Origin of the sequence: Acinetobacter brisouii CIP 110357, from assembly GCF_000488275.1 — a bacterium.
Classification (GTDB): domain Bacteria; phylum Pseudomonadota; class Gammaproteobacteria; order Pseudomonadales; family Moraxellaceae; genus Acinetobacter; species Acinetobacter brisouii.
In genome coordinates this window covers 1126465-1151282 of the sequence record NZ_KI530762.1, presented here as the reverse complement: position 1 = coordinate 1151282, position 24818 = coordinate 1126465, and the positions used below count along the sequence as shown (strand labels likewise).

Below are 24818 nucleotides of genomic sequence, written 5' to 3'. Positions count from 1 at the left end.
TTTATGCTCTCCAAAGAGAGCATAAAGTGAATCCATCAGAATGCATCTTTTTTTAAGAAGAATAATAACTCGTTCTTTTTTGAGAAAATTTATCTAACTGTTTTAAAAATCCTTCAAAATAATTTTTCTCTTTCTCTTCGGTACGAAACCCCGCATATAAAGTACGGCGTAAACCTTGTGGAGAAACGCAGTCTAAACGACGACTGGTCACCCAGCCTTTTTGCTCGTATTCATTCACCACCCAATCTGGCAATGCAGCAATCCCCCGTCCACTTGCCACCAGTTGAATCAACATTTGGGTGAGATCGGTCGTACGAATGTTTTTAGGCTGAATGTTGGCAGGAATAAACAGGTGCGACATGATATCTAAGCGGTGTTTATCGACTGGATAAGTAATCAGGGTTTCTTCTGCCAGCTCTTGCACGGTAATACGATCCGCTCTTACCAGAGGATGGGTATTTGACAAAACCAGACGGGATTCGTATTCAAAAATTGGAAAGTATTCAATGCCTTTAAGCGCGATTGGATCTGCGGTAATCAGCAAATCAAACTCCCCGCTTTGTAGTAATTCATGCGGATTTGATTCAAACGCTGAAGCAAAGTCCAAGTCAACATCAGGATATTGCTGACGATACTGATTGAGCAGTGGCATGAGCCAGTCAAAACAACTATGGCACTCCGAAGAAAAAATAATCCGCCCCGTTTGCCCATGCACGATACGGGTAATGTCACTTTGGGTAATCTGAATTTGCGGCAAAATATCATCAGCAAGTTTTAATAAACGCTGTCCGACATTGGAAAATTGTACAGGGCGGCTACGGCGATTAACCACTTCTACGCCATACCATAAATCTAACTCTTTCAACTGATGCGAAATCGCAGAAGGTGTCAGGCACAGATCATTGGCAGCAGCGACCAGTGAGCCATGCTCTCTTAAAGCAATTAAAGTTTTTAAATGTCGAATTTCTAACATACAGCAATCTTAAATTGAATTTAATTCACTATAACATGAAATTAATTAGTTTGCCTCAACATGAATTCTATTCCACTATTATTTCATCAAATGAATTCTACTAATATTTAGTTTTAGGTAATCTTCCATGACCATTCAAACTCATATTTTAGGCTACCCTCGCATTGGGGCAAAACGCGAACTTAAATTTGCCGAAGAAGCGTATTGGAAAGGTGAAAGTACCCAAGCTGAATTTTTAAGTAAAGCGCAAGCCATTGAAGCAAGTAACTGGCAAGCGCAAGTCGATGCGGGCTTATCTTTATTGACTGTGGGTGACTTTGTATTTTATGACAGTATTTTAACCCATGCTGTACGCTTAGGTATAATCCCGCCACGTTTTGATGAAGCAGCCAAACTCAATCCAGTCGATCAACAGTTTTATTTGGCGCGTGGGCGTGCACCTGCTTGTACAGACGTTGCAGCACTGGAAATGACCAAATGGTTTGACACTAATTACCACTACTTGGTGCCTGAATTTACAGTCAACCAAACATTTACAGCTGACTTTTCTGACTTGTTTGCTCAAATTGACCGTGCAAAAGCATTCAACACACCATTAAAAGTGGTTGTTCCTGGCCTGCTCACCTTCCTGTATTTGTCTCGTATCGTAGATGATCAGCAAAAAATAAAAGAAACTCATGTATGTGGTTGTGGTTCAGAGCACAAAGACATTGCCGCAGACAAAGCAACTTTACAATTTGTAGATGCTTTAATTCCTGTTTATGCACAACTGTTTGACGAACTAAAAGCGCGTGGCGTAGAGCATGTTCAAATTGATGAACCGATTTTAGTTCTGGACTTGGCATCTGAATGGCAAGCCGCATTTGAGCGCGTATATAACCTGTTACAACGTCGCGACGGCTTAAAACTGATTGTCACCACGTACTTTGAAACTTTAGGTACGAACCTGAATCTGGCAGTCAATCTTCCTGTTGCAGGCTTGCACATCGACATTACCCGTGAAAAAGTAGGCGAATTTTTCTGGAAGAAAGTAATTGACCAACTGCCAACCCACAAAATCCTGTCTTTGGGTTTGATCAATGGTCGTAGCGTTTGGGCAAGTGACCTACCTGCACTGAATGAAGTGGTTGAAACTGCAAAGAAAGCGCTTGGTGATCGTCTATGGTTGTCAACGGGTTGTTCATTACTACACGTTCCTGTCGATTTAAACTCTGAACAAGTACCTGCTGCAATTGAGGGTAAATTGGCATTTGCACGTCAAAAACTCGATGAACTGGTGGCTTTGGCGACTGGCAACATTTATGCCAATGAAAAACTCAACAAAACAGCTCAATCCGCATTTGAGTTAGTTGGTCAATCTCGCCCAGAACCTTTTGCAGTACGTTTCAAAGTTCAGCAAGAGAAATTCAAGTTACCGTTGATTCCAACTACAACCATTGGTTCATTCCCGCAGACTCAAGAGATTCGTGCAGCGCGTGCCGCATGGAACAAGGGCAATTTGTCCAATGCCGACTATGAAGCAGCCATGAAAAAAGAAATCGCCTATGCGATTGAGCAGCAGGAACAACTTGATCTTGACGTACTTGTCCACGGCGAAGCTGAACGTACCGACATGGTTGAATATTTTGCAGGTTTGTTAGACGGTTTCTGGTTATCTAAGTTTGGTTGGGTTCAATCGTATGGTAGCCGCTGTGTACGTCCGCCTATCATCGTGGGTGATATCACTCGTCCAAATGCAATGACTGTAAAATGGATCGAATACGCCAATTCATTGACGAATAAAATCGTCAAAGGCATGCTCACTGGCCCTGTCACGATTTTGAATTGGTCTTTCCCACCAGCACACCGTACACGTCGTGAAGTCTGCTTACAGTTGGCCGAAGCAATTCGTCTAGAGGTTGCAGACCTGCAAAATGCGGGGATTGAAATTATCCAGATCGACGAAGCTGCATTCCGTGAAGGTTTACCACTTCGTAAAGCAGACCAAGCTGCATATTGGGATTGGGCAGTTAAATCATTTAAACACTGCTCAAGCAGCGCCAATGTGGGTACACAGATTCATACTCATATGTGTTATTCAGACTTTAAAGACTGCTTACCTCAAATCACTGAAATGGATGCCGATGTTATTACCATTGAAACTTCACGCTCTGGCTTGCAGTTACTTGAAATGTTCCATCAGCAAGGTTATCCAAACGCGATTGGACCGGGTGTATACGACATTCACAGCCCTCGCACACCAAGCGCTGACAACATGCGTACAGTCATTAATGGCGCATTACAAACCATTCCTGCTGAACGTCTATGGGTCAATCCAGACTGCGGCCTAAAAACACGTAACTGGGAAGAAACTCGTGCTGCATTAAAACAGCTTGTGGACATGGCAAAACAGGTTCGTGAAGAACTTGCTGCATAATAATAAAAAACAATAATATCAAGTGTCTAAGTTCGCTTAGGCACTTTTTTATGCTTTGTACAATGCTAAGCCTAGCTCTATTTATATTCAGAATAATCAGGTTTATGAATACGATATAAACCACAATTCCCTGAAAACAAATAAGCTAATAAACAGGTAATGACCGCATAAATAGAGATAGAGGTTCCAAATAATTCTATCGCCAAGACAATCGAGGTCAACGGCGCTTTACTCGCACCAGAGAACAAACTCACCAAGCCCAAGCCTGCCAACAAAGACAGTGGCAAAGGTAAAAATTGACTCAAACCATTACCCAATGTTGTTCCCACAAAAAATAATGGCGTAATTTCTCCACCTTTAAAACCTGAACCCAAAGTAATCGCAGTAAAGACTGTTTTGTTAATAAAATCAGTCATCGGCAATGGCATTTGAAATGATGCAATAATTGTTGGAATACCTAACCCATTATAATGCTGATGACCTGCCAACAAAGTCAGCAACATAATGATGATACCGCCAAGCATCGGACGAAATGGCATAAAAGTGACATACTTGGCAAATAAATCACCGACGGTATGAATCGCTACGATAAAGAAACGTGTCACCAAGCCAAAGATCAAACCTGCAACAATTAAGCTTAAAATGACAGATAAATTAAACTCAGGAAAGCTGGCAATTTTATAAAAACGATGCGGATGCAAGATGTGAAAAAACTCAGGTACACTTGCCGCAACAATAGAAGAAACAAAACAAGGAAATACCGCAGAATAACGCAAACTGCCTAATGCCGTAATCTCCAGACCATAAATCGCACCTGCCAATGGCAAACCAAAAATGGCCGAAAACCCAGAACCAATACTGGAAATCAGAAAAATCTTGCGGTTATCTTTAGATACTCTAAGCAATTGGGCAATATGATCAGTCAATGCTCCTGAAAGCTGAACCGCAGGTGCTTCCCGCCCTGCAGAACCACCAAAAAACTGGGTTAAAATCGCAGTAAAGAAAATCAGTGGGCTCATACGTTTGGGAATAAAAGAGCGAGGCTCATGAATTTCATCAATCAGTAAATGCGTACCCCGTTCAATGGGCGTGCCATAGCGATAAAATAAAAAACCAATTCCCAAACCGACAAAAGGTAAGAAAAAAATTAACCAAGGATACGCTGTCCGAACTTGGGTTGCCAAATCAAAACAGGTAAAAATGAGCGTAGATGCCAAACCCGAAATTAGCCCGATTACTGTCGATGCAACCAACCAATACAGTGAATATCGAATAATTTGCTTATATTCAGAAGAAGGGAAAATTTTCATTGTGGTCACATGCTGCAAAACAGCGATTTACCAAGGCGAGTTGAGTATGGGGCAGCTATTTTAGCATGAGTTGTTTTGATTTGAGTTGGCGTTTTTAACCAAACAAAAAAAGCCCTGAATGATTCAGGGCTTCTTTCAGATATACGATAGATTATGCAGTCAATTCATTCACAGCAGCCACAACAGCATCGGTTGTAATTCCGAAGAATTTAAACAAATCTTTAGCAGGTGCAGACTCGCCATAAGTCGTCATACCAATCACTTTGCCGTCTAAACCAACAAACTTCCACCAGTAGTCGACATGTGCAGCTTCAACCGCAACACGTGCGCGCACGGCAGCAGGAAGTACAGCTTCACGATAAGCAGCATCTTGCTTCATGAATTCTTCAGCACATGGCATAGACACCACACGCACACCTTCAAGTTGTGCATAAGCCTCCATTGCCAAAGCAACTTCTGAACCTGTTGCAATGATGATTGCTTTTAACTCACCTTTTTCTTGAGCAAGAACGTAACCACCTTTCGCTGCATTTGCAATTTGCTCAGCAGTACGGCTTTGGAATGGCAAGTTTTGACGAGAAAGGATCAACGCTGTTGGGCCATCTTTACGAACCAAAGCAGATTTCCAAGCAATCGCAGTTTCAATCGTATCTGCAGGACGCCATGTATTTAGGTTTGGTGTACCACGTAAAGAAGCAATTTGTTCGATTGGCTGGTGTGTTGGGCCATCTTCACCAAGACCAATAGAGTCATGTGTATACACATGAATTACACGTTGCTTCATGAGTGCAGACATACGCACAGCATTACGTGCATATTCCATAAACATCAGGAATGTCGCTACGTAAGGAATGAAACCGCCATGCAATGCAACACCATTGGCAATTGCAGTCATACCGAACTCGCGTACACCATAATGCACGTAGTTACCCGCAGCATTGTCTTGCACGCCTTGGCAACCTTTCCAAAGTGTCAGGTTAGAACCTGCCAAGTCCGCAGAACCACCTAGAAGCTCAGGTAATAATGGGCCAAAGGCTTGTAAAGTATTTTGGCTTGCTTTACGTGTTGCAATGGTTTCTGCTTTTTCATTGGTTTGAGCAATGAAGGCATCCGCTTGAGCTACAAATTCAGCAGGCAAATCACCTTCAATACGACGAAGTAATTCTGCTGCTTCAGTTGGGTATTTTGCTTGGTATGCTGCAAATACAGTATTCCAAGCCGCTTCTGCTTGAGCACCCTTCGCTTTAGCATCCCATGCTGCATAAATATCAGCAGGAATTTCAAACGCAGCTTCAGTCCAGCCTAAAGCTTGACGAGTTAATGCAATTTCATCATTACCGAGCGGAGCACCGTGGCAATCTTCTTTGCCTTGTTTATTTGGTGAACCTAAACCAATAATAGTTTTACAGATAATCAGCGTTGGTTTATTGGTTTCAGCTTTCGCTTCAACAGTTGCCTGACGGATTGCAGCAGCATCATGACCATCTACACGTAGAACTTGCCAGCCATACGCTTTGAAACGCTGTTCTGTGTCATCACTAAACCAGCCTTCCACTTCACCATCAATTGAAATGCCGTTGTCATCGTAATACGCAATCAATTTACCAAGTTGCAGTGTACCTGCCAAAGAACATACTTCGTGTGAAATACCTTCCATTAAGCAGCCATCACCCAAGAAACAGTAAGTGAAGTGATCAACAACGGTTAAATCATCTTTGTTAAATTGAGCAGCCAAGGTTTTTTCAGCTAAGGCAAAACCAACCGCATTTGCAATCCCTTGACCTAAAGGACCTGTGGTCGTTTCAACGCCTGGCGCATAACCATATTCTGGATGACCTGGAGTTTTAGAATGTAACTGACGAAATTGTTTCAAATCTTCAATTGAAAGGTCATAGCCTGTTAAATGAAGCAAAGCATAATGCAACATAGAGCCATGACCATTTGACAATACAAAGCGGTCACGGTTTGCCCATTGTGGGTTGGTCGGGTTATGTTGTAAAAATTCACGCCAAACCACATCGGCGATATCTGCCATCCCCATTGGCGCACCAGGATGCCCTGAATTAGCTTGTTGCACTGCATCCATCGCAAGTACACGAATTGCATTTGCAATACGACGTTCGTTTAAAGGGGTTGTCATAGGTCAGAATCCAAAAATTGAATGTTTAAAGAGAAATAAGTGAATTAAATATTCAAGACCCGACTATTGTCTTAAAAAAATGGAGGTGGGTAAAGCCTATTGCTGATGAATTCAACAAATCCCATGAAATTCTTTAGCAATTCACTCAGATTACATACAATCTGCCAAAAATCCAGCTTATTCACTTAGCAACTATAACAATCTGTTTTTATTCTAGAATCACAATTTCTTAAATATTTCAAATAACTTATCAGTTTTGCGAATGCTGAATATCAGTAAAAAGAAACCTCTTTTGCAAGAAATTTATTCAATTTATTCAGGTTTCTCTAGTCGTATCGTGCTAGTCGAGGTAACATATTGCGTCTTTAAATTTACTGTGATAGGACTTTCATGCGCGAGTACGCTGTTTTTACTTCGGAATCTGTAAGCGAAGGTCATCCAGATAAAATGGCCGATCAAATCAGTGATGCTATTTTGGATGCAATTTTAAGAGAAGACCCATATGCACGGGTGGCTTGTGAAACATTAGTAAAAACGGGTGCGGTTGTACTTGCGGGTGAAATCACAACCACTGCCAATGTCGATGTTGAAGCGATTGTGCGTAAAACAGTGAATGGTATCGGTTACCATCATTCAGATCTTGGTTTTGATGGCTCAACATGTGCTGTTATTAACATGATTGGTAAGCAGTCTCCTGAAATTGCACAAGGTGTTGACCGCCAAAAACCTGAAGATCAAGGTGCAGGCGACCAAGGCTTAATGTTCGGTTATGCAAGCCGTGAAACTGACGTGTTAATGCCAGCGCCTATTTCATATGCTCACCGTTTAATGGAACGCCAAGCAGAATTACGCCGCTCAGGTGTCTTACCTTGGTTACGCCCAGATGCGAAAAGCCAAGTAACATTTGCTTATGAAAATGGCAAACCTGTTCGCCTTGATGCAGTGGTTCTTTCAACTCAACACGATCCTGAGATTTCACAAGCGAACTTAAAAGAAGCTGTCATTGAAGAAATCGTGAAAAAAATCATTCCTGCTGAAATGTTCCATGCAGGCACCAAATTCCACATCAACCCAACAGGTATGTTTGTGATTGGTGGCCCTGTAGGTGACTGTGGTTTGACAGGTCGTAAGATTATTGTCGATACCTACGGCGGTATGGCACGTCATGGTGGCGGTGCTTTCTCTGGTAAAGATCCATCTAAAGTTGACCGTTCTGCTGCATATGCAGGTCGTTATGTTGCAAAAAATATTGTTGCGGCAGGTTTGGCTGACAAATGTGAAATTCAAGTGAGTTATGCGATTGGTGTTGCAGAACCAACTTCGATCTCAATCAACACATTTAATACTGCAAAAGTAGATGACGAAGTAATTATTGCTTTGGTTCGTGAACACTTCGATTTACGTCCATACGGTATTACTCGCATGTTGAACTTGATCCAGCCAATGTACAAGCAAACAGCAGCATATGGTCACTTTGGTCGCCAAGGCTCTGATACTGCATTTACATGGGAAAAAACTGACAAGGCTGAAGCACTTCGTCAAGCTGCTGGTCTGTAAGCGTAAATGTAAATACAGTTCAGCTCAAAAATAGCTCGCTCTCGGCGGGCTATTTTTATGCCCGCTTTAATTTATTGTTTTTTCTCTGAATTTAACAAATCTGTAATCGTCTTTGACTCAGGCTCAACGGGATGACTATTAAAATAAAGTTTGCCTAGTGTAACTCCCAGCGCAATCACCACTCCAGCAACACAACAAAAGAACCAGAAGCCAAAAGGGCTGCGAATATTGTGAGAGCCACAATTTGGACAGGTGTTATCCGTTGCGCGAACAACCTGATTACAACAGGCACAGCGATATTGATACATTACCTCCCCCCTTTAATTCAGATGAAGCGATTATGTTCAAGCCATTTTTTGATCATAGTCACAGAATAAACTTGCTTCAAGGTATTTTTATGAATTTATTCGCGTAAATTATTCAAAGCTATTATCTATAGAGTTCGATGTATTCTCAGTTTAAAATAGTGTCTTTATCGCAATCCAAACAACTCTAGCTTATGGAAAAACTTATTCTCAAAGGCGGCTTTCGTGAACGCGCCAATCGCCAGCGTAAATATCAAAATTCGGAAAATCAACAAACCACCCTGCAACCGCATCGCTATACGGCAACTGATCAAGCACCTGCTACCCCAAACAAGACTCAAACGACTGAATCAGAGACAAAATCTGAACAATAAAAAACCGAATCCTCAAGATTCGGTTTTTTGCTCAATCACACAATATTTTAGTTTTTCTTTACATCTTTCATTTCAATTTTTTGACGATCTGGGCTCACTTCACGCGCTTCACCATCAATAACACTTGAATCATACTGACCACCTTGGTGATTTTGCATGCCTTGCATTTGACGCATTAAATCTGCAAAAGGATTTTGAGCGTTCTGTTCACCACCCATCATTCCTCCCATCATCTTGTTCATCATGGCTTGTTGACGTTTTGCCATTGCTGACATTAGAGCATTGACCAACAGTTTTTGCACAGGAGGTAATAATACCAAAACAGCAATCACATCAGTGATTAATCCAGGAATCATCAACAAGATGCCTGCAACCGCAACGGCAATTTTACGTGTCACAACAGGGTCTGTCGCAAGCTGCCCTGTCATTTGTAATTGCTGTAATTGCGGCATAATGGTAGCTGCACTTGAGCGCAACAACTTAAAACCTATGACAAATGCAATGATGAACCAGAAAAACACATACCATCCACTAATGAAATGTGCCACACCAATCCATACCGCAATTTCAAGTATTGCACCAATTAGCACAGCTAGTATTAAGTTCATGAAATTTAAGTTAATCCTTTCAAAATAAATCAGATATACTGCTTTTTTCAAGCTATCCTTTAACAATATGGGCATTCTTTTATTTTTAAAGCCCTATCGATTTAGAATTATTTATTTTTGCCCAAAAGCATACAAAATATGGTCTTTTAAAATTTGCACAAGAATAAAGAGCAATCCAGTCAAAAGTCATGAATTGCTCTCTATTCTTGTTCTAATACTTATCCACCCATTTGGGGGAATTCAAGTAAAAGCTTGTCTCTTAATCTAGCAACGACCTTTTTTCGCTTGTCCTGGAGGACAGAAACCACCTCTATCTCCGTCATCATAACCGCCATAGGAAGCATGACCAGGATCAACCACAACACTTCCCGCTGGTGTATATACAGCGCAGGCAGATAAAGACAAAGTGAATAGCACGCCTAAACCTAAAAGTATTTGTTTCATTTCCCAAACCTTTTGATATTTCATTTTTATATGATGTAACATTTACTCATAATAATCAGTATTATTTTGTTACTTATCTAAATCCTGAATATCATAGAACTACAAATTACTACGGTTTTCAACAGATTCAACTGCATAAATAATCCTGAAACCCTATAATAAAAAATGTTTGTATAACACAGTGAATAGAATGTCATTAATTATTGGTATCGACCCTGGTTCTCGCCTGACTGGTTATGGAATTATCGAGCATCAGGGTAGTCAGCTAAAATTTGTCGATGCAGGGACGATTCGCACAGAAACTCAAGAAATGCCCGAACGCCTAAAAAGAATTTTTGCAGGGGTTGAACGTATTGTAAAATTTCATGGCCCAACCGAAGCTGCTGTTGAACAAGTGTTTATGGCACAAAACCCTGACTCGGCACTCAAACTTGGACAAGCACGTGGCGCAGCGATCGCTGCTCTCGTCAATCTTGATTTGCAAGTCGCAGAATATACTGCCCGCCAAATCAAACAGTCTGTGGTTGGTTATGGCGCTGCGGACAAAGAACAAGTGCAAATGATGGTCATGAAGCTTTTAAAACTCGAAATCAAACCTCAAGCGGATGCTGCCGATGCACTTGCCGCAGCGATTTGCCATGCCCATGCTTCAGGTAGCATGAGCAAACTTGCAGTACTGAATGCTTTAGGCGGTATGGCTCGTGGACGTAGTCGTTATAGCTCTCGCCGCCGTTAAGCCTATTGGGCAGCATTAACAACTTGATATACGGCTTGTGGCATGTGAGATGCCTGAATCCCTCGCATGCCCTGTTTTGCAAGTAGATCTCCCGCCTGCGCATGCAAAGTCACCACTTGATGTAAAGCAACCTGCTCATGCAACTGTGCTTTTAACCCTGCTATCATGCCTGCTAACGTATCACCCATCCCGCCTGTACCCATACCTGCATTGCCCGCAGTACACACCCAAAGCTGCTGTTTTTCCAACACCAAACTTCCTGAACCTTTGAGTAACCATTGCCCTGAAAATTTGGCAGCCAATGCTTGAATTGCAGCCACCCGATCTTGTTCGACCTCTGCACTGCTACAACCCAACAAACGCGCAGCCTCACCAGAATGTGGGGTCAGATACATCTGTTCAGACAGTTGCATCGGCTGTTCGGCCAAGAACCATAAAGCATCTGCATCCAAAACCACTTCTAAATGCGTATGTTGTCGCAAAGGTTTAAACCATGCCTGAAATATCTGCCTTGACCAATCATCTCGCCCAAGCCCCATACCAAAACAAACGGCATCAACTGCTTGTAAAATTTCATTAATTTTCTCAGCAGCAAAAGCTTCAATATCTCGCACCATTACATTTGGAGTACGTGCCAGTATGGCTGAATGATGTCGGTGATGACAAACCACAGTGACCTTGCCTGCACCTACTGCAAAAGCAGCTTCAGCTGCCATAATGACTGCGCCGCCCATATCTGCATGCCCGCCAATCACTAAAGCATGCCCATAACTGCCTTTATGCCCAAAAGCCTGTCGCGGAGGTAAATCAATGATTGTTGGTGATAACTGCGCTAAAGCATTTAACTGTGAATCGGGTGGAATCAGGGAGAGTAATTCTACCTGCCCTGAAAATTCTTTGCCCTGCCCCGTAAACAATCCAATTTTATAACCTAAAGCCGTCAAGGTCAGATCGGCTTTAATGGCACAAGGTAAAGGCTGCCCTGTATTGGCATGCAAACCACTCGGAATATCTACACTGACTTTTAGCCCGGCATGATGATTAAACCGCTGAATAACCTGCTGCCAGTCCTGATTCAGCTCACGATTTAATCCAATACCAAACAAAGCATCGATATGTGCATCATAATGATCTGCGACATTAAAATGTGTATATAAGTTTTCAACTTTATCTTGTGCATACAAAAATGCCTGTTGCAATGCTGGAGAGTCTCCACGTTCAGCCGCATAAATATCGACCTGATATCCCTGCTCCGCCAAGTAAGCGGCAATAAAATAACCATCTCCTGCATTATTGCCTGTACCGCACCAGACTGCGATACGTTTTATCATCTTGGACTGCTGTGCAAAATACCCCAGCAAGTGCAAATGACTCTGCCATGCAACCTGTTCCATCAAGCCCAATGCGCTATTATTCTGAGCAAACCAACGTTGCTCCCATGCTTGAATTTCACGGCTATGGTACACTTGCTGCTGCATGTTTATTCCCCTTGTTGTTATGTCATCCACCATACCACTTCAACAATTTGATCCACAAGAATTAAAAGCATGGATTAAAGCTGAAGCTTTAGCACTTGGCTTTGCTGACTGTGTGATTGCTAAACCCACTCGCCAAGACAAAGAAATGCCACGGTTTTTAGAGTATCTGGAGCGTGGTTATCATGGGGATATGCACTATTTAAACGACAATTTAGATAAACGCGCCGACCCGACCTTATTGGTACCTGGTACGCAAAGCATTATTTGTGTACGCATGAATTATTTGGTTGAAACCCCAAAACCTCGCTATGTACCATTCGCTCCTAACAGTGCAATTATTGCTCGCTATGCACGTGGACGCGACTATCATAAAGTCATGCGTGGGCGACTCAAAACCTTGACACAAAAAATCCGTGATCGTGTCGGTGACTTTGAAGCCCGACCTTTTGCCGACTCGGCCCCTATTTTTGAAAAAGCTATTCATGAAAGTGCAGGTATGGGCTGGACAGGAAAACATACACTCCTCATTCAAAAAAAATCAGGGTCTTTTTTTGTGTTGGGTGAATTATTTACATCGCTCGACTTACCTGCCGACCCACCAACAACGGCGCATTGCGGTTCATGTTCAGCCTGCATCGACATTTGCCCAACGCAAGCGATTGTTGAGCCATATATGCTTGATGCGCGCCGTTGTATCGCTTATTTAACCATTGAGTATAAAGGGATTATTCCTGAAGAATTTCGTGAAGGCATTGGCAATCGTATTTTTGGTTGCGATGACTGCCAACTCATTTGCCCGTGGAACAGTTTTGCCAAAATCACTCCAATTGAGGACTTTCACCCACGGCATGGGCTTGATCAGGCATCCTTACTTGACCTTTGGGCATGGGATGAAACCACATTTTTACAATGTACAGAAGGCAGCCCTATTCGGCGGACAGGATTCCAAAGTTTTAAACGCAATGTGGCGATTGGTTTAGGTAATGCACCTTATCATTCTGAAATTATTAAAGTCCTAGAACAAGGTAAAACCCTGCATGATGAAATTGTCAATGTACATATCGACTGGGCAATTCAGCAACAGCTTAAAAAAGCCACTTCAACGCATTTTCTTAAATAACAAAATATAAGATGGATAAACTTCTTCATTTCAGATTGAATCATTTTTCATCAAAATAAAAAATCCAACAGGTAAATTCGAGGTTTTTGCAATGATCTTGCAATCAATGGCTTTAAATTCACAAAAGATAAGCAATCAAATTTTTTAACAAATTTTGGAAAGTTTTGCCCTGTTGTTTTTATATGAACGAGTTAATATCATGCTATTAACTTGATGCACAACAGGGCGATTATGCACGTGAGAAACGATTGGACTCGTGAAGAAATCCAAAAGCTATATGAACAACCTTTTCTAGACTTGGTGTTTGAAGCTCAGCGTGTTCACCGCGAGAATTTTTCTGCCAATACTATTCAAGTCAGCACTTTACTTTCAATAAAAACAGGGAAATGCCCTGAAGACTGTAAATACTGCTCTCAGTCTGCACATTATGATTCTAAATTAGAAGCCGAAAAACGTATTGCTGTTGATAAAGTGATTGCTGAAGCCAAAGAAGCTAAAGAATCAGGTTCTTCACGTTTTTGTATGGGCGCAGCATGGCGTAACCCGCATGAACGTGACATGCCTTATGTGTTAGAAATGGTTAAAGAAGTTAAAGCGCTTGGCATGGAAACATGTATGACTTTAGGTATGCTCAACCAGTCACAAGCTGAACGCTTAAGAGATGCAGGTTTAGACTACTATAACCACAACCTAGACACATCTCGCGAATATTATAGCAACATCATCAGTACACGTACCTTTGATGACCGTCTCAACACCTTAGACCACGTACGTAATGCAGGTTTAAAAGTATGTAGTGGTGGTATCGTTGGTCTAGGCGAACAAAAACAAGACCGTATTGGTTTGCTGCATGAATTAGCAACCCTGCCAATTCACCCTGAATCTGTGCCAATCAACATGCTTGTCCCAATTGAAGGCACACCACTTGAAGAAGTGGAAAAACTTGAAGTGACTGAATGGATTCGTACCATTGCAGTTGCACGCATTATCATGCCAAAAAGTTACATTCGTCTATCAGCAGGTCGTGAATCACTGTCTGACACTGACCAAGCAATGGCATTTATGGCAGGTGCAAACTCACTGTTCTCTGGTGACAAACTACTGACCACACCAAATGCAGGCGAAGGTCGTGACAAGGTCTTGTTCAGTAAACTAGGTTTAGTTGCGGAAAAACCAAAACTTACTGCGGCTGAACTTTCAGTCGATGCAATGGCTGAATCAGCTTAAAATCCAAAACTAATTAAAAAAGGTGATTTATACATATAAATCACCTTTTTTTCACTTCTCAGGAAGTCACTAAAATGCCATATTTGGCAGTTAAATACATGCCTACACGAATCTGATCAACACCTGCGACATGCGTCACAGTCAGTTCTTGCTGTTGTACATCAAAATGTAATTCATCAAAACAATCCTGATGCTGTAATAACCACGACATCGTGTCTGCAATATTTTCATCGACAATATATGTATCTGCCTGAAAATCTTTCATCATTTTTCTCTTTTACCCAACGATACTACGGCTGTATTTTATCGGATGATTCCCGCAAGAAATCAATCTCATTTTTTAAATATCACACATAAAAAAACACCATCGGTAAAGATGGCGTTGGAAAACTGGTATAATCTTAAAATGTATTTTATATATATGTTAAATTGTATTAATATCTTAATTTTAAATATATTTTCAATAAAATCTCGATAGACATAAAAGTAGCATGGGTTTTTTATAAAAACAATACAACTTAATAATAAACTGAAGATAACACATGTTAAATTTTATATTTTAGTACCTATAACAACTCTGTTTCAAAACCAGTTATTAAAAACAAGTTATTGATATAAAATGATTTAATATAAAAATTAAAACCAAGACCAATCATCAAAACAATACTTTTCAATATATTTGTAACAAAAAAATATGCTTGTTTGCTTTGTATTAATAAATACCATCACAATATTATTTGTCTTTATAAAAATGCCAAGAAATCAAATCATTAACCATGAAAATAACAACAGAATGCACATAAATTATTTTTATTAATAAATTATTACACATAACAATATAATCACACTCTTCCTAAAATTTTATTATTTTTATTTCTTTCATAAAAAAAGCCCACCAAAGTGAGCTTTTTTACATTCGCACAATTAATAGATTGCCATGTGATTGCGATGAATCATTTCCAAAGAACGTGCTTCACCCAGAACTTGAAAAACCTTATCCGATGCTAGCCCTTTGACAATATCTGCAGAACGAGAACTGAAATTCACGCGACCTACGGCAACGCGCTGTCCATTCGTATCGACACATTCAACCACATCACCACGATCAAAATGCCCTTCGACAGCTTTAACACCTACAGGCAACAAGCTACGATGTTTTTTCTTAATCGCTTCTACCGCGCCATCATCAATCACCAAACGACCCGCGGTTTGCAGATGTGCAGCAAGCCATTGTTGATGAGCTGTCATGCGGTCATTGTCTGTTACAAACAATGTTCCAAGCATTTCACCAGACATTAAACGAGACAAGACCAGATCACTGTCACCACTCGCAATCAGCGTTGGGCAACCTGACTTGGCTGCTAAACGTGCCGCACGGACTTTGGTGACCATACCACCACGTCCAAGCAAACCACCACCACCAGCCATTTCAAACAATGTTTCATCTAAGGCACGGACGCTCGACAACAATTTGGCATTTGGATTGGAACGAGGATCGGCATCGAACATGCCTTGCTGATCTGTCAAGATAATCAACAAATCAGCATGCACCTGACCTGCAACCATAGCCGCCAAAGTATCGTTATCACCAAAACGGATTTCATCGGTAGATACCGTGTCATTTTCATTAATGACTGGAATCACGCGCCATTCGATCAAGTGTTGCAGTGCATCACATGAGTTTAAATAGCGACGGCGATCTGCCAGATCATCGTGAGTTAATAACACTTGTGCCGTCTGAATGTGGTGTTTTTCGAGAACACTTGACCAAGTCTGGATCAGCCCCATCTGCCCAATGGCAGCACAGGCCTGTAGACTTGGCAAATCTGTGGGTCGTGCGGCAAGTTTCATACGTACCATGCCTTCTGCTACAGCACCAGATGAAACCAGAATGATTTCATGCCCAGAACAATGCAAATCGGCAATTTGACTTGCCCAATGAGAAATTGCATCGAGGTCTAAGCCCTGACCATTTGCTGTAAGTAAAGAAGAGCCGATTTTCACAACGATACGTTTACAGCCGTTTAGCTGACGTTGCCCATTCACCACTTCAATCATTATGTCCTCAGTCGTACTTAACGTACGTATATTACTTCCACGTCACCATCATCTTCATCGTCATCATCAAAGTCATCATCACCTTGACGTTGTGCTCTACGCATCGCACGATATGCTTCTTTAGCAGCCAATGTTTGCTCGCGTGTTTCAGCTTCAAGCTGATCACGGAAGGCTTTCATTTCTGCTGCATACTCAGGATCTTCAACTTCACGCTCACGCTGTTGTTCAATCTGATCCATCAAATAGTACACAACTTCTTTGGTACCTTCTTCAAGCAACCCAGATGTTCTAAATACAGGGCCGTGCCAGTCCAGTTCAGTCAAAATATGCTGACACCATTCTTCACGGTTTTCTTCATCGATCTGATCAAGTTTGTTCAATACAAGAACGACTGGCAATTTAGCCAAAGTTGGAGAGAACTTTTTCAGCTCAGCCATAATCGCTTTGGCATTATGCGCAGGATCTGAGCCATCAATCGGTTGTACATCAACAATATGCAACAGGATACGCGTACGTGCCAAGTGTTTCAGGAAGCGAATCCCCAAACCTGCACCTTCTGCCGCACCTTCAATCAACCCTGGAATATCCGCCATAACAAATGAGCGATGGCGGTCAGCATCAACCACACCCAAGTTTGGTACCATCGTGGTAAATGGATAATCAGCAACTTTTGGTTTTGCTGCAGATACTGCACGAATAAAAGTTGATTTTCCTGCATTTGGCATACCTAACAAGCCAACATCAGCAAGAACTTTCAACTCTAGGCGAATTTCACGGAATTCGCCTTTAATCCCTGTGGTAAATTTACGTGGGGAACGGTTGGTTGATGATTTAAAATGGGTATTCCCTAAACCACCATCACCACCTTGTGCAACAAGCACACGCTGACCATTTTCAACAAGGTCACCAATAATGTCACCAGATTCTGTATCTACAATGGTTGTTCCAACAGGAACTTTTAAAATCACATCGGGCGCGCCACGACCAGCACAGTTTGCACCAGAACCATTTTTTCCACGCTCAGCGCGGAATTTACGGGTATATCGATAATCGACTAAGGTACTGGTGTCAGTATCAGCCTGAATATACACGCTGCCACCACGACCACCATCCCCACCATCTGGACCACCAAATGGGACAAATTTTTCACGGCGAAAACTGGCTACGCCATTGCCACCGTCGCCAGCATCTACGGTAATGACTGCTTCATCAACAAAGCGCATTGGCCAATCCTCTAAATCTCTAAAACCGTCTATTCTGCCATATTTTAATAAATTTCTCGAATAGAAAAATGACACAATTGGTTTTTATCGTTATTGCCAGTTAAATTTTCTTATGTTGAAGAATAAATCCAAGATTTTTCTCAATTTACAGCAAAAGAACATTAAAAAGCCGAAGCTTTACAAACACAGTGATTTAAATGCCTCTCCTGCATCACACAACTGGCACAGAGAGAATTAGTTAGTGCTCTATCACAAATTATTGAGCAAGGTATTTTATATCGCGCAGTAGACAAAGATAAAAATTGTTCAGCTTCAGATCAAGGCTATGCTGAATCAAAAGACTAAGAACAGTTAATCGGTTATCCCACACAGATATTAAAAGCCAACAACAACTAACCTAGAATCTCAAATAAAAAACCCAGTCAAAAGACTGGGTTTTTTACAGTAACAACAATTATGCTTGAGTTGTACTTGGAACTTTAGGGTAGCTAATACCACTCATTTGTTCAGCAATACGTAACACTTGGCAGCTATAGCCAACTTCGTTGTCATACCATACATAAGCAGTTAAACGATTGCCAGAAACAATTGTTGCTTGCGCATCAAAAATACCTGCGCTGCGTGAACCGATAAAGTCGCTTGAAACCACTTCAGTCGAGTTGGTATAACCAATTTGACCTTGTAGGTTTGAATTGATTGAAATTTGGCGAACATATTCGTTCACTTCATCACGATCAATTTCTTTATCTAACGTCAAGTTCAAGATTGCTAAAGATACGTTTGGTGTTGGAACGCGTACTGAGTTACCAGTCAATTTACCTTTTAATGCAGGCAATGCTTTCGCAACTGCTTTTGCCGCACCTGTTTCAGTAATAACCATGTTCAGTGTCGCAGCACGACCACGGCGATCTGCTTTATGATAGTTATCAATCAAGTTTTGGTCATTGGTAAATGAGTGAACAGTTTCAACGTGACCATTAAGAACTTTATATTTGTCATCTAATACTTTCAACAACGGTGTGATCGCATTAGTCGTACAGCTTGCAGCAGAGATGATTTTGTCTTCATCCAAGATGTCTGCTTGGTTTACACCAAACACCACGTTTTTCATCTCGCCTTTACTTGGTGCAGTCAATACAACACGTGCAACACCTGGACATTTCAAGTGTTGAGCAAGACCTTCTGCATCACGCCATTTACCTGTATTGTCAATTAACAATGCATTTTCAATGCCGTATTGTGTGTAATCAACTTCTGCTGGGTTAGATGCATAAATTACTTTAATGAAGTTACCGTTAGCAATGATTGCTTCGTTTTCTTCATCAATTGAAATTGTGCCAGCAAAAGAACCGTGAATTGAATCACGACGTAACAAAGATGCACGTTTTGCTAAATCACCATCTGAAGTTTTACGTACAACGATCGCTTTTATGCTTAAACCACGACCAATACCTGTTTGTTCGATGATTAAGCGTGCCAAGATACGACCGATGCGACCAAAACCATAAAGAACAACATCTTTAGGTTCAACTTCAGTAGCGCGGTTTTGAATTGCTTGTACAGCATTTGCAACAAAGGCGTCTACATCACCACCTTTTTCTTTGTATTCTACAGCAAGTTTACCAAGGTCAACTTCAGCAGAACCAATATTGTCGATTTTTGCTAATGCTTCTAAAATCGGGAAAGTATTAACAACAGACAGTTCAACATCTACAATACGAGTACGACGATGTGCTTTTAAAATCTGAATCACTGAACGGTTAACTAAAGCGCGACCATACACAGAAGTGACGATGTTTTTTTCACGGTATAATTGACCGATTAAAACAATCATTTTTTCTGCGATTTCTTCGCGGTTCTTCCAGCGACCCTGATGTTCTGCATGTAGAGCGACAATCGTTTCTTTGCTCACAAGTACGTCCTCAAATTATAGAAGTGTTTATCGCGGATAATTTTAAAGGAAAACGGAGCAAGTTTAAATTAAAATAACGATAGTATTATCATAAAAAGATTATACTATCGTCATATTCATAAAAAAATATTATATATTTACAAAAAAAATGAATATAAAACTCATCTAATTAGTTGAATTTAATTATTTTTCTCGATTATATCTAACACGTTCAGAGAATTTTTCAATATTAGTAATCAGGGCATGCCGTTTACGCTGTTGCAAGTAAATATGCCACATTCCTTCCAAAACTAAAATACCAACAGCACACCAAATTGGAATATAAGTAAACCATTCTTCTGCCTGAATCTTCTCGCCTAAAATGACAGCAGAAATGGCTAAAAGCACAGGCTCAAGATAACTGAGCAAGCCAAATAACACCATAGGTAAATAACGGCTTGCCAAAATATAGCTTCCAAGACCTATCGCACTCAAGATTCCCAAACCAATAATTGCAGCAATTAAGTGGGGCTGCTCAAGAAATGTATTCCAAGGTAAAGTCCATGTTTGCACAAAATAAATCGCGATAGGCAACATCAGCATGTTGTCCCACCAAAAACCACCCAGATGGTCAGTTTTAATGACTTTACGTAAGAAGAAATAAGCTGAATAACCCAAGGCGACCAACAAGGTTTCCCACGCAATACTACCTATGCGCCAAAATTCATGAGCCACACCCAATAGAGCACATAAAACAGCAATTTTTTGAAACCATGACAGCTTTTCTTTGTAAAAAACGCTCCCAACCAGTACCAACACCAAAGGCAATAAGAAATAACCCAAAGACACCTGCATGCCGCGCCCATGCATCGGCGCCCAGAGAAACAGCCAAAGCTGCACAGCAGCCAACATCGCTGTCAACAGGAGCAATAAGAAAAATGTCGGCTTTTGTTTGACGCGTTCATATACCTGACGAATCAGATGAAGATCACCACTCAACCACATAAACAGGGTTAAAAATGGTAACAATGCAATCATTCTCCAGCCAAAGGTTTGCGAACCATCAAAAATTTTAAGGAACTGGCTGTAAAAATACAAAATCCCGAAAACTGTAGAGGCTAAAACAGAAAAAATTATGCCTTTAACCACCTACACCCCCGAGTGGAATATCACAAGAAAACATAGAATAACCAAATACTTTTAGAACAACGAACAGGGAGAAAGAGCACGGCTTAGATTTTTAAAAAATTTATACCGTTTACTCAAAAAAACACCAGCTGATTATATCGGGGTTTGGTTATTTTCTGTTGGCTTTTTAATTATTTTTTTCAGTTTGTAGGGTACGAATCAAATCATTAGTGTTATAGCCAAGGCTTTGTGCATACTTGATATATTCCTGTACAACATCCTCTGACAAATGTGGTTCACGTGACAAAATCCAGAGATATTTTCGCTTTGGTTCCCCTACAAGCACAGTATGGTAATTCGCATCAAGTTTTAAAATCCAGTAATCCCCTCGCCCTACAGGTAACCAACGTAGTGATTCTGGCAAAAAACTCACACGCAATTTGCTGTTATGTGGTGCATTGACCACATACGCCTCACCCTGCGCCTGCTCCAAGTGCCCATCAGTATTGACACAGCTATTTTCAACACTGATATTGCCATTCACATTGAGCGTATAAACCGCCTGCACATTACGCGCACATTGTTTTTGGTAATACATTGGTTTTCTGGCAATTTCATACCAAACCCCCAAGTATTTTGCCAAATCAACCTGCGTAATGGTCGGCATCGGCTTTTGTGCATGTGTCATCACTGATGTACCGATGCCAAGCAGTATGGTTGCAACCATCATTTTTTTGAACCATGATTTTGTTTTCAGTTTTTTATTCACTTTTGACCATCCTCATCGATCCTCAAAAAGGATTTTTACTTTTTAAAACATAACTATAATTTAGCAACCACACTGTAAGAATTCTGTAAAACCCATTACATGATCAAATGATTTTTTAACCGTATAATTTCATCCCGTAAACGAGCGGCCTGCTCAAACTGTAATTCTTTGGACGCTTTAAGCATTTCTTTTTCCAGTTTTGCCAAATGCTTGGTCAGCAATTTTGGATCAGCAATCAAATGTTGCTCGTCAGCACTTAAGCTTTGCAGTTGTTGATATTGCTGCTCAGCAGGTTCATCGGCAATGATTTCACCTGTATCGATTTCCTTAATAATCTGTCTTATCGCACTACGCGGCGTAATACCGTGCATTTGGTTAAATTCAATTTGTTTATTGCGACGGCGATCAGTTTCATCAATGGCTTTTTGCATGGAATCGGTGACGCGGTCAGCATATAAAATGGCCTTACCTTTTAAATGCCGTGCAGCACGCCCAATGGTTTGAATCAATGAACGCTCGGAACGTAAAAAACCTTCCTTGTCTGCATCCAAAATAGCAACCAGCGATACTTCTGGCATATCCAGACCTTCACGCAGCAAGTTGATCCCGACTAACACATCATGTACACCTGTACGCAGTTCATGAATAATCTTGACCCGTTCGACCGTATCAATATCCGAATGCAAATACGCAACCTTGATACCGTATTCTTTTAAATAAGAGGTCAGGTCTTCTGCCATGCGTTTGGTTAATGTCGTAACCAAAACCCGTTCATTGAGTTTTTTACGAATGTTGATCTCAGACAGAACATCATCGACCTGAGTCAGGACAGGGCGAATCTCAATCTCAGGGTCAATCAATCCTGTTGGACGCACCACCTGTTCAACCACTTGCTGTGATTTTTCCAGTTCGTAATGGGCAGGTGTTGCAGTAACAAAAATGGTCGCAGGAACAATCCGTTCCCATTCTTCAAATTTCATCGGGCGGTTATCGAGCGCGCTTGGCAAACGAAAACCATAATTCACCAAGTTTTCTTTACGTGAACGGTCACCTTTATACATCGCGCCGATTTGTGGCACAGTTACATGCGATTCATCGATCAGCAGCAAAGCATCTTCAGGAATATAATCAAACAATGTCGGCGGTGCTTCGCCAGCTTGCCGCCCTGACAAATGCCGTGAATAGTTTTCAATGCCGTTGGTATAACCCAGTTGTTGCATCATTTCCAGATCATAGCGTGTGCGCTGTTCAATCCGCTGGGCTTCAAGTAATTTGTCATTGGTTTTAAAAAATTCGATTTGCTGTTTGAGTTCGGTTTTGATCGTACCGATTGCACGTTGCAAATGATCTTGCGGCGTCACATAGTGGCTTTTTGGATAAATAGTGACGCGTGGTACTTTACGCAGCATTTTCCCTGTCAGTGGGTCAAACCAGCGAATCGAGTCGACTTCGTCATCAAACAGTTCGATACGTATGGCTTGCTGTTCCGATTCTGCAGGGAAAATATCAATAATTTCACCACGAATACGGTATGTGCCTCGTACAAACTCCAGTTCATTACGACTGTATTGCATTTCAACCAGACGGCGGATGATTTCATCTCGATGAATGATATCGCCTTCAACCACATGCAGTAACATTTGCATATAGGCATTTGGGTCACCCAAACCATAAATCGCAGAGACCGATGCCACAATAATCGCATCACGACGTTCTAGTAATGAACGTGTTGCGGAAAGACGCATCTGATCAATATGGTCATTGATCGCTGCATCTTTTTCAATAAAAGTATCTGACGATGGAACATAGGCTTCAGGCTGATAATAGTCATAATAACTGACGAAATATTCAACTGCATTGTTAGGGAAAAATGCCTTAAACTCACCATATAACTGTGCAGCCAGTGTTTTGTTATGTGCCATGACAATGGTTGGACGTTGTAACTGGGCAATTACATTTGCCATGGTGTAGGTTTTTCCTGACCCAGTAACCCCTAGTAAAAGCTGATTCTTCAGCCCTTGCTGAACCCCAGTGACCAACTTTTCAATTGCTTGAGGCTGATCGCCCGCAGGTGCATATTGGGTGACCAAATCAAAAGGCTGACTACTCACACTCTTCTCTCATTATTCATTTATAAATATAAATTGGACTGAACACAGATTATTCAAGTATTTTTTACTTGACCGACTTGCCAATCAATTGCAACATGACAAACAAGAGCATAGCAAAAAACACAACGACGATGACTTACCAGTATCATGATGAAAGCATAATTAAAAGTTTACCTGAAGACACGGTTTTTGTTTTTGGCAGCAACCTTGCAGGTCAACACGATGACGGCGCTGCCCGTATCGCGCAACTGTTTTTTGGTGCAATGACAGGCGTAGGACGTGGCTGGTCAGGTCAAAGCTTTGCCATTCCAACACTAAATGAACATTTACAGCAAATGCCGATTTCACAAATTGCGCATTATATTGAAGATTTTAAAATCTATACCCAAAATCACCTGACCACCAAATATTTTATTACCGCACTCGGCTGTGGTATTGCGGGCTATCAGGTCTCTGAGATTGCCCCTTTGTTTCAGGGTATTTCCTCTAATGTCATTTTCCCTGAATCTTTTCGTCCATATGTGGAAAAAAATGCCAACCGTTTGTTTCCAAACCTGACCAGTAAATTACTGCATAGCATTTTTAGTGAAGACGTCATTTTGGCCGATGACTATGCTGAAGCCCTCAAGCACACCACCTTAAGTAAAGAACAAAAACAAATTGCACTCAAAGTACTGGAACAAAAAATGTATCCAGAAGACCAGTATGGACGCAGTCGTAATTATGAAATTGAAGACATTTTAAAACAGATCAATCACAAGATTTTTAATTTACCGAATCACTCCGACGAGAGTTATATCTATGGTGGTGTAATCCTCGCCTTGATGGAACTTTACGATTTCAATGAACAAGATTTTATTCGCGTCTGGAACGCTGAAATTGAAATTAAACATCCAATTAAACGCCATCACTAATTTTTATACATTTTCTGACTTTTAAACTGCATTTGG

The 24818-nt window shown here is 41.1% G+C and carries 21 protein-coding genes; 7 read left to right on the top strand and 14 right to left on the bottom strand.

From position 1 onward, the window contains the following. Positions 1-52: 52 nt before the first annotated feature. Entirely contained in the window at positions 53-973 is a 921-nt protein-coding gene (locus P255_RS05355) for a LysR family transcriptional regulator (RefSeq protein ID WP_004901234.1), read from the bottom strand. Between the two features lie 127 nt (positions 974-1100). On the opposite strand from P255_RS05355, the gene metE reads away from it, so the two are divergent. After that, positions 1101-3389 (top strand): 5-methyltetrahydropteroyltriglutamate--homocysteine S-methyltransferase, encoded by a 2289-nt coding sequence (gene metE / locus P255_RS05350; RefSeq protein WP_004901232.1) that lies wholly within the window; start codon positions 1101-1103, stop codon positions 3387-3389. A 77-nt stretch (positions 3390-3466) separates the two neighbouring features. On the opposite strand, the gene P255_RS05345 is transcribed toward metE, so the two are convergent. Next, entirely contained in the window at positions 3467-4699 is a 1233-nt protein-coding gene (locus P255_RS05345; RefSeq protein ID WP_004901230.1) for a chloride channel protein, read from the bottom strand. A gap of 151 nt (positions 4700-4850) precedes the next feature. Next, the gene (gene tkt, locus P255_RS05340) at positions 4851-6839 is read right to left on the bottom strand and encodes a transketolase (RefSeq protein ID WP_004901227.1); all 1989 of its coding nucleotides are present in this window, start codon (positions 6837-6839) and stop codon (positions 4851-4853) included. A gap of 390 nt (positions 6840-7229) precedes the next feature. Here tkt and metK point away from each other — a divergent pair, with 390 nt between their 5' ends. Then, positions 7230-8396, top strand: a complete 1167-nt coding sequence (gene metK, locus P255_RS05335; RefSeq protein ID WP_004901225.1) for a methionine adenosyltransferase — start codon at positions 7230-7232, stop codon at positions 8394-8396. Positions 8397-8467: 71 nt separating this feature from the next. Here the strand turns inward: metK and P255_RS15205 are convergent, their stop codons facing one another. Further along, positions 8468-8704 carry a hypothetical protein gene (locus tag P255_RS15205; RefSeq protein WP_004901223.1) on the bottom strand — a complete coding sequence of 79 codons (237 nt, stop codon included), beginning with the start codon at positions 8702-8704 and terminating at the stop codon, positions 8468-8470. 191 nt (positions 8705-8895) lie between these two features. Between P255_RS15205 and P255_RS05330 the strand changes: the two genes are divergently transcribed. Further along, complete coding sequence (locus P255_RS05330; RefSeq protein WP_004901222.1) at positions 8896-9075, top strand: hypothetical protein; 180 nt, start codon at positions 8896-8898, stop codon at positions 9073-9075. A gap of 47 nt (positions 9076-9122) precedes the next feature. Here P255_RS05330 and P255_RS05325 read toward each other — a convergent pair whose 3' ends face one another. Beyond that, positions 9123-9683, bottom strand: a complete 561-nt coding sequence (locus P255_RS05325) for an FxsA family protein (protein ID WP_004901220.1) — start codon at positions 9681-9683, stop codon at positions 9123-9125. 264 nt (positions 9684-9947) lie between these two features. Continuing rightward, positions 9948-10127, bottom strand: coding sequence for a hypothetical protein (locus P255_RS05320; RefSeq protein WP_004901218.1), 180 nt, complete (start codon positions 10125-10127; stop codon positions 9948-9950). Positions 10128-10317: 190 nt separating this feature from the next. Between P255_RS05320 and ruvC the strand changes: the two genes are divergently transcribed. Beyond that, entirely contained in the window at positions 10318-10863 is a 546-nt protein-coding gene (gene ruvC / locus P255_RS05315) for a crossover junction endodeoxyribonuclease RuvC (protein WP_004901216.1), read from the top strand. 2 nt (positions 10864-10865) lie between these two features. Here ruvC and P255_RS05310 read toward each other — a convergent pair whose 3' ends face one another. Then, on the bottom strand, positions 10866-12341 hold the full coding sequence (locus tag P255_RS05310; RefSeq protein ID WP_004901214.1) for a bifunctional ADP-dependent NAD(P)H-hydrate dehydratase/NAD(P)H-hydrate epimerase: 1476 nt from the start codon (positions 12339-12341) through the stop codon (positions 10866-10868). A 19-nt stretch (positions 12342-12360) separates the two neighbouring features. Here P255_RS05310 and queG point away from each other — a divergent pair, with 19 nt between their 5' ends. Beyond that, positions 12361-13461, top strand: coding sequence for a tRNA epoxyqueuosine(34) reductase QueG (gene queG, locus P255_RS05305; RefSeq protein WP_004901212.1), 1101 nt, complete (start codon positions 12361-12363; stop codon positions 13459-13461). A 231-nt stretch (positions 13462-13692) separates the two neighbouring features. Continuing rightward, positions 13693-14688, top strand: a complete 996-nt coding sequence (bioB, locus tag P255_RS05300) for a biotin synthase BioB (protein ID WP_004901209.1) — start codon at positions 13693-13695, stop codon at positions 14686-14688. Between the two features lie 58 nt (positions 14689-14746). Here the strand turns inward: bioB and P255_RS05295 are convergent, their stop codons facing one another. The 7 genes from P255_RS05295 to uvrB form a co-directional block, all read right to left on the bottom strand. After that, positions 14747-14956 carry a hypothetical protein gene (locus tag P255_RS05295; protein WP_035365036.1) on the bottom strand — a complete coding sequence of 70 codons (210 nt, stop codon included), beginning with the start codon at positions 14954-14956 and terminating at the stop codon, positions 14747-14749. A 656-nt stretch (positions 14957-15612) separates the two neighbouring features. Further along, the gene (gene proB, locus P255_RS05290) at positions 15613-16746 is read right to left on the bottom strand and encodes a glutamate 5-kinase (RefSeq protein WP_004901193.1); all 1134 of its coding nucleotides are present in this window, start codon (positions 16744-16746) and stop codon (positions 15613-15615) included. Between the two features lie 17 nt (positions 16747-16763). Continuing rightward, a complete protein-coding gene (gene cgtA, locus P255_RS05285; RefSeq protein ID WP_004901192.1) occupies positions 16764-17969 on the bottom strand; it encodes an Obg family GTPase CgtA in 1206 nt (401 codons plus the stop codon). Positions 17970-18423: 454 nt separating this feature from the next. After that, on the bottom strand, positions 18424-19881 hold the full coding sequence (locus P255_RS05280; protein WP_004901191.1) for a glyceraldehyde-3-phosphate dehydrogenase: 1458 nt from the start codon (positions 19879-19881) through the stop codon (positions 18424-18426). A gap of 183 nt (positions 19882-20064) precedes the next feature. Continuing rightward, a complete protein-coding gene (rarD, locus tag P255_RS05275; protein ID WP_004901189.1) occupies positions 20065-21009 on the bottom strand; it encodes an EamA family transporter RarD in 945 nt (314 codons plus the stop codon). Positions 21010-21175: 166 nt separating this feature from the next. Further along, a complete protein-coding gene (locus P255_RS05270) occupies positions 21176-21718 on the bottom strand; it encodes a lipocalin family protein (protein WP_044450496.1) in 543 nt (180 codons plus the stop codon). A gap of 134 nt (positions 21719-21852) precedes the next feature. After that, the gene (uvrB, locus tag P255_RS05265) at positions 21853-23868 is read right to left on the bottom strand and encodes an excinuclease ABC subunit UvrB (RefSeq protein ID WP_004901184.1); all 2016 of its coding nucleotides are present in this window, start codon (positions 23866-23868) and stop codon (positions 21853-21855) included. 131 nt (positions 23869-23999) lie between these two features. On the opposite strand from uvrB, the gene P255_RS05260 reads away from it, so the two are divergent. Next, the gene (locus P255_RS05260) at positions 24000-24782 is read left to right on the top strand and encodes an A1S_2505 family phage non-structural protein (protein ID WP_004901181.1); all 783 of its coding nucleotides are present in this window, start codon (positions 24000-24002) and stop codon (positions 24780-24782) included. Positions 24783-24818 lie beyond the last annotated feature (36 nt).

Bases quoted from the DNA above. Each gene is read 5' to 3' on its own strand.
- P255_RS05355 (WP_004901234.1), bottom strand. From the start codon at position 973: ATGTTAGAAATTCGACATTTAAAAACTTTAATTGCTTTAAGAGAGCAT.
- metE (WP_004901232.1), top strand. From the start codon at position 1,101: ATGACCATTCAAACTCATATTTTAGGCTACCCTCGCATTGGGGCAAAA.
- P255_RS05345 (WP_004901230.1), bottom strand. From the start codon at position 4,699: ATGAAAATTTTCCCTTCTTCTGAATATAAGCAAATTATTCGATATTCA.
- tkt (WP_004901227.1), bottom strand. From the start codon at position 6,839: ATGACAACCCCTTTAAACGAACGTCGTATTGCAAATGCAATTCGTGTA.
- metK (WP_004901225.1), top strand. From the start codon at position 7,230: ATGCGCGAGTACGCTGTTTTTACTTCGGAATCTGTAAGCGAAGGTCAT.
- P255_RS15205 (WP_004901223.1), bottom strand. From the start codon at position 8,704: ATGTATCAATATCGCTGTGCCTGTTGTAATCAGGTTGTTCGCGCAACG.
- P255_RS05330 (WP_004901222.1), top strand. From the start codon at position 8,896: ATGGAAAAACTTATTCTCAAAGGCGGCTTTCGTGAACGCGCCAATCGC.
- P255_RS05325 (WP_004901220.1), bottom strand. From the start codon at position 9,683: ATGAACTTAATACTAGCTGTGCTAATTGGTGCAATACTTGAAATTGCG.
- P255_RS05320 (WP_004901218.1), bottom strand. From the start codon at position 10,127: ATGAAACAAATACTTTTAGGTTTAGGCGTGCTATTCACTTTGTCTTTA.
- ruvC (WP_004901216.1), top strand. From the start codon at position 10,318: ATGTCATTAATTATTGGTATCGACCCTGGTTCTCGCCTGACTGGTTAT.
- P255_RS05310 (WP_004901214.1), bottom strand. From the start codon at position 12,341: ATGCAGCAGCAAGTGTACCATAGCCGTGAAATTCAAGCATGGGAGCAA.
- queG (WP_004901212.1), top strand. From the start codon at position 12,361: ATGTCATCCACCATACCACTTCAACAATTTGATCCACAAGAATTAAAA.
- bioB (WP_004901209.1), top strand. From the start codon at position 13,693: ATGCACGTGAGAAACGATTGGACTCGTGAAGAAATCCAAAAGCTATAT.
- P255_RS05295 (WP_035365036.1), bottom strand. From the start codon at position 14,956: ATGATGAAAGATTTTCAGGCAGATACATATATTGTCGATGAAAATATT.
- proB (WP_004901193.1), bottom strand. From the start codon at position 16,746: ATGATTGAAGTGGTGAATGGGCAACGTCAGCTAAACGGCTGTAAACGT.
- cgtA (WP_004901192.1), bottom strand. From the start codon at position 17,969: ATGCGCTTTGTTGATGAAGCAGTCATTACCGTAGATGCTGGCGACGGT.
- P255_RS05270 (WP_044450496.1), bottom strand. From the start codon at position 21,718: ATGATGGTTGCAACCATACTGCTTGGCATCGGTACATCAGTGATGACA.
- P255_RS05260 (WP_004901181.1), top strand. From the start codon at position 24,000: ATGACTTACCAGTATCATGATGAAAGCATAATTAAAAGTTTACCTGAA.